This is a genomic window from Chitinophaga sp. (genome assembly GCF_036569125.1).
GTDB lineage: Bacteria > Bacteroidota > Bacteroidia > Chitinophagales > Chitinophagaceae > Chitinophaga.
The window spans coordinates 1-5,847 of record NZ_DATCRF010000806.1 but is presented as its reverse complement, the minus strand read 5'-3'; the positions used below and the strand labels follow the sequence as shown (position 1 = coordinate 5,847).

The 5,847-nt window shown below is 48.6% G+C and carries 5 protein-coding genes and 1 riboswitch; all 5 genes read right to left on the bottom strand.

What is annotated here, in order from left to right; translation table 11 throughout:
- Positions 1–880, bottom strand: an 880-nt coding sequence (gene cobT / locus VIM87_RS29685; RefSeq protein WP_332000481.1) for a nicotinate-nucleotide--dimethylbenzimidazole phosphoribosyltransferase, incomplete at its 3' end; no start/stop codon positions are given.
- Positions 881–958: 78 nt separating this feature from the next.
- Positions 959–1,465 carry a bifunctional adenosylcobinamide kinase/adenosylcobinamide-phosphate guanylyltransferase gene (gene cobU, locus VIM87_RS29680; RefSeq protein WP_332000480.1) on the bottom strand — a complete coding sequence of 169 codons (507 nt, stop codon included), beginning with the start codon at positions 1,463–1,465 and terminating at the stop codon, positions 959–961.
- A 176-nt stretch (positions 1,466–1,641) separates the two neighbouring features.
- On the bottom strand, positions 1,642–2,265 hold the full coding sequence (locus tag VIM87_RS29675) for a DUF6580 family putative transport protein (RefSeq protein WP_332000479.1): 624 nt from the start codon (positions 2,263–2,265) through the stop codon (positions 1,642–1,644).
- A 108-nt stretch (positions 2,266–2,373) separates the two neighbouring features.
- Entirely contained in the window at positions 2,374–4,320 is a 1,947-nt protein-coding gene (locus VIM87_RS29670) for a TonB-dependent receptor plug domain-containing protein (RefSeq protein ID WP_332000478.1), read from the bottom strand.
- A 125-nt stretch (positions 4,321–4,445) separates the two neighbouring features.
- A riboswitch (cobalamin riboswitch) is annotated at positions 4,446–4,662 on the bottom strand.
- A gap of 179 nt (positions 4,663–4,841) precedes the next feature.
- A complete protein-coding gene (locus VIM87_RS29665; protein ID WP_332000477.1) occupies positions 4,842–5,492 on the bottom strand; it encodes a hypothetical protein in 651 nt (216 codons plus the stop codon).
- Positions 5,493–5,847 lie beyond the last annotated feature (355 nt).

The window sequence follows — 5,847 nt, the reverse complement described above, 5'->3', positions numbered from 1 at the left end:
ACATAGCGAGGTGCCCTTTTTCATTGGAGCAATGTGCAAACACACAGTAATCTGTTACTGCAGGCTGTAAACGGTGTGCAGCCATTAATGCAGCGGTTACAATAAACCCGTCTATCACCACCATCATATTAAGTGCGGCAGCCTGCAAAATGGCGCCGCATAACATAGCTATTTCAAAACCGCCGTAGGTGGCCAGCACCTGCTCAGCATCTTCAGGTACGCCATGCCGGTTTAATGCTTCCTGCAGCAGCACTGTTTTTTGCAGGATCTGCTGGGTGGAGCTGCCGGTACCTGCGCCAACACAGTCTGTTATAGGCAAGCCGGTAAAACAGCTCATGAGCAGGGAGGCGGAAGAGGTATTGCCAATGCCCATTTCGCCAAAGCCAATAGTATTACAGCCCTGGCTTTGTATGTATTGCACTATTTCTGCACCTGCTTCCATAGCCTCCCTACACTGCCCGCGGCTCATGGCCGGTTCGTGCAGGTAGTTGCGTGTGCCATAAGCGATCTTACAGTCATTCAGCATTGGATGGGTGGCAAAAGAATGGTTCACACCTGCATCCACGATCACCAGGCCTACCTGCAGCTGCTGGCATAAGGTATTAATAGCGGCGCCACCCTGCAGAAAGTTATAGACCATTTGCGCGGTAACAGCCTGTGGATAGGGATTTACCCGGCCTTCAGCCGCAATGCCATGATCGCCGGCAAAGATGGCAATAGTAGGTTTGCTGATTACAGGGGATAAGGTTTGCTGTATAAGACCAGCCTGTAAGGCAATCTGCTCCAGGCGTCCCAGGGAGCCCGGTGGTTTGGTCTTCTGATCTATTTTATCCTGCAGCGCTGCTGCCAGCGTGCGGGAAAGAGAAGTTATGTTTATCATATGCAAATGTGCTGATATGCAGATGTGCAGATGGAATTGAGCGAGTGCGGTCATTTGCACATCTGCATATTTGCATATTTATTTAATTGTTAGGGGTATTCCCGATACCATCAATACTACTTTTTGCGCCTGTTGGGCAATGTACTGGTTAGCCCAGCCCTGCAGATCGGTGAATTGGCGGCCGATGGCTGTTTCTGCATGTACGCCCATACCTATTTCATTGGTTACAATGATCAGGGTAGCATCCTGCTTTTGCATGAGCAGCTGTATTTCCTGTTGTATGCCCTGCAGGCAGGCGTCAACATCCTGTTTGTGCTGAACAAAAAAATTGGTAAGCCATAAGGTTACACAATCAATTACGGCTACACGGCCATCCAGTGGCAGCGTGCTTACCTGTAACTGTTCTTCAAAGCTGGTCCATTCGGGGCCTCTGTCCTGCTGGTGGCGGCGGATACGCTGCTCAAAATCTCCGTCCCACACTTTGGCGGTAGCCACATACACCGGGTTGGAGGCCAGTGATAAGGCCAGCTGCTGTGCATAACGGCTTTTTCCTGAACGCGCGCCGCCGGTGACGAGATAGATCATTTAATTACGAATTATTCAATTACGAATTGGATATTACGGGAGGCCGGTAATTTGTTGAAATGATAGCCGATATAATTACAAACCAGGTAGCGGTAAAGGAAATGTTTGTGGATCATCCGTACTTTACTGCTACCTGGTCCCTAATGTTTATGCAATGAATTTACCTGAATGAAGTATTACTCATTCGTAATGGGTAATTGCTCACTTGTAATTACCCGCAGACTGCTCCTGCGTTGTATCAGCTCAAATGCGCCAAAGAAAATAGCACCGTAAGCCAGGTTACCAAAGAACATGGCTTTCATATAAGGCACTGCCATGGCATAACATTTCAGCAGGCCCGCCAGATCTTTCGTATACAGCTTCCCGGTAGTAGGATCGGTACAGCCGCCCAGCCACACGCCAAAATCAGTAATAAGCCAATGCGCCACTGCAGCAGCTACAGATGCCATCATCAGGTTGGGCACATTCACTTTTTTAATGATCAGCTGCCCGGCCAGCACCATAGCAGCAAAACCTACATAGGTCCAGATCCAGCCCTGGTACAGCAGGCCGCCCTGCGAAAACTCCGGGTAAAACACCTGTTGTATAATAATATCGCTCACAAAAAGTGTTAGCAGCGGAAACAGGTAAGCTTTCCACCTGCCGGTGAAATAAGCGCCGCCAAACAGGGCCATTGCTCCAATGGGAGTAATGTTAGAGAAAGGCGTTATTTTCCCTTCTCCCAGGATCCGTAAAAGGCCGGCTGCTACTACAAACAGCAGCAATAGGCTGAAGCGGGGATCGATCTTTTTCAGTGACATAATTTTCAATTATTTGATATGCTAATATGCTAATGTGCTGGTATTTGCTGAATAAAGTGGTTTAAATATAAACCGGCACATTAGCATATCAGCACATTAGCACATTAATTAGTTGATATTAAATACAAGTCCGGTCGTAAAGTTAAACTTCCTGGTGTTATATCCTCTAACATCAAAGTATTGTTGATCGGTAATATTCCGGAAATCTGCGTAGATCTTCAGGATAGAACCCAGCTTATACTCCGTATAGGCGCCAAGGGTATAATAATCGCCTAACACGAAAGGGGGGGCCATATAGGCGGGGTCCAGGCGGCGGCTAATATATTTATACTGTGCGCTCACATACAGCCCGGGTGTTACCTGGTAGCCCAGCTCCGCATTCAGCGCATGTTTGGGCCGGCGGTACAGATTGTAATAGCTGGTATCAGTATCCTGCTCTTTTATTTTACCATTTACATAAGTATAGTTCACGTTCAGGCTAAGCCCGCCAATAATGCGCCAGGTAAGTTCTGCTTCGCCGCCATAAGCATCCTGCTTGTTGGCATTACGGTACTGGCCATACGGAGGATCGTTTAAGCTGTAAAAGCTGATCAGGTTTTTGGTATGACGGTAGAACCCTACCACGCGTACATTCAGCTTATTACCGCACAAGGCGCCCTGGTAGCCGGCTTCATAGTTGATGGTGGATTCCGGTTTCAGGTCCTTATTGCCATAAATGGAATACAGCTGGTACAAGGTGGGCACTTTGTAGGCAGAGGAAATGTTGATGAACACTTTATGCTGATCATTGATCAGGTAAGATGGGTTCACAGAAAAGGTGCCGTTGCTGCCATAAATATTGTGGTTGTTATAACGGCCGCCTACTTCCAGGTTAAAGCCGCCCATGTTATGCAGCAGCAGGGATGCGTAATAGCTGAACTGCCGCATATGTGCGCTGTCGCCGGAGAGCTTAGAAGAATCTTTGAAAAACTCACTGATATACCGTGTGCTCTGATCTGTGTTGGACGAGCGGAAATCCGCACCGGTGATCAGCTGCAGCTGTTTGGTAAGGTCCCAGTTCACATAGGTTTCTACCTGGTGGGTGTTGGAGGTAAAGTTGTTGATGGAATAACCGGCATTGGGTACATACAAGGTATCATCCAGCAGGTTACGTGTGTTCCGCTGAAAGCTGTACACCAGGTTCCAGCTGCCTTTTTTAAGATCTACATGGCTGCTAAGGGCGTGCAGCATGTACTTGTTATGCATGGTGTAATCCTTATCATCATTGAACCCGCCTGCATCCAGGTCGGTATGATAGTCGCTCCAGTTCAGCATGTATTGCAGGCGCCAGCGCTCTGTGGCCTGCAGTCCTAATTTGGTAAATACGCTGTTGCGTTTAAAGCCGTCCTTGTCAAAGTTGCCTTTGCCGGTGCTGTCGTAGGCGCTGGAAAAACCATCGGAGCGGGTGTACTGGTAACCGGCCAGGTAAGAGAACTTGCCGAAACTGCCATTCAGCCCTGCGCCGCCCTGCCGGGTTTTATAGCTGCCGTAGGAGCCATTGGCGCTGATGCCCAGGTTATTTTCACCCGGTTTTTTTGTGATAATGTTGATCACTCCCGCCACAGCATCGGAGCCATAGAGGGTAGACTGGCTGCCACGCAGTATTTCAATACGTTCTATCTGGCTTACCGGGATGAAGTTAAGGTCAAAAGCATTGGAGATCTGGGAGGCATCGCTCACCGGGATGTTATCTATTAAGATGAGCGTATTACCGGTGCTGGCGCCCCGCGTGTATACGTCCTGGTTAGTACCCAGCGCATTTTCAGCCCCATTCACCACCAGGCCGGCCTGGGTATTGAGGATGGAGGTCAGCGTTTTGCCGCTGTTCTTTTGCAGGTACTCAGATGTAAGCACCGTTACTACCTTACCGGTTTCGCCTGCTTTCTGCGTAAAGCGGGTAGCGGTAACTACCAGTTCGTTCAGTTGGTTGGTACGGGAAGAATCCTGTGCAAAAGCCGTGGTGCTGGCTGCCAGGAGGGCAATAGCCGGAAAAAAAGTGTAAAATTTCCTGCGCATAATGACTGTCAATAAACTTTTAAAAAGTGATACAATATGCGCGCTGCGGGGAAATATGAAAAAGGAAAGAATACAGGCACCGTATACAGGTGCATACATTCCCGGCTTTTCACCCGAAAGCGCCGAATGATGAATTACACCTGGCAGGTCTTCTGACTTTCCTGCTTTCCGGGCCGCCTTCCCATTCCGTGTCACCGGAACAGTGGCCTTCATTGCCCTGGAAAATTTAATGATTCGTTATTGGAATGCAGGATTACAGCTACGGGGATAGTTCCGGATTTACACCGGATTCCCATTTTAATCCCAGCTATTACACTGGGAACCATATGCGGGGCAAACCTACTAAATAATGTGCAGATGTGAAAATGTGCAGATATGCAGATGTTGGGAATGTGCTAATGTGTTGATATGCCAATGTGCTGGTTTATGCTGTTAATGGTCAGATAAGGGGCAAAAAAAATGTGCAAATGGTTTTGAGCGAAGCTCCCATTTGCACATCTGCATATTTGCATATCTGCACATTAACCGGGCATCCGGGAAATATACTTATCCATTTCTTTTATCTGGCTTACGATCTGCGCGGTAGTAGGCTTCTGGGCCTTGGCGCGGCGGAAGAAATCCTTGGCGGTTTTAAAATCGCGGCGGCTCATGGCTATAGAGGCAAGGGTTAACAGGGCCGCAGCCGTGTTCTCCTTATCCGGTAAGCCCATTCTTACGGCTTTCTTCAGGTTCTGATCCGCTGTTTTCAGATCGTTCTTCTGGTAGGCAATGGTGCCCAGCTGAAAGTATTGCATACCCTCATACTCCTTCATAGGGCTGCCGGTTTCAATACTCTTGCGGATGGTGGCTTCTGCCTTATCCAGGTCCTGGTCGTACATGGCCAGGTTACTTTGCATAAAATAATATACAGAGCGGATAGGCTTATACAGCAATTTGGGGAAAGCTACTTTATTCATCAGGCCCATGGCCTTTTCCACGTTACCTGCTTCTACCGCTTCCTGCACCAGGCGCATAGGGCCGAACATGAAATGTGTTACCAGGCATATTACAGCCAGTACCAGGAAAATAGTGGCTTCCCACCAGCCAACGGTAAAACCCATTGCCAGGCCGCCCAATAATAACACGATCCCAATGGGTAAACGGTATAGAATAAAAAAGTTAAATGCTTTCATCCGGTTTTTAATGAGGGTGCAAAGATAGTGAAAAATGGTCCATAGTCAACGGGCTGAAGCGGAGGGGCGGGGGAAGCCTACTTTCAATACCCATCCTCCAGCATCCGATCTCCTTCCTCGGCTCTTTCAGCTGTGACCCCCAACCCAAAAATCCAGCCTAATCTCCAACTGCACCTCAAATCCCCAACTTCGACCCGACTTAACTCTTAGCCTCCTGCTGCACCCCCAACCCAAAACGCCAACCTAATCTCCAACTGCACCTCAAATGCCCAACTTCGACCCGACTTAACTCTTAGCCTCCTGCTACACCCCCAACCCAAAACTCCAACCTAATCTCCAACTGCACCTCAAATCC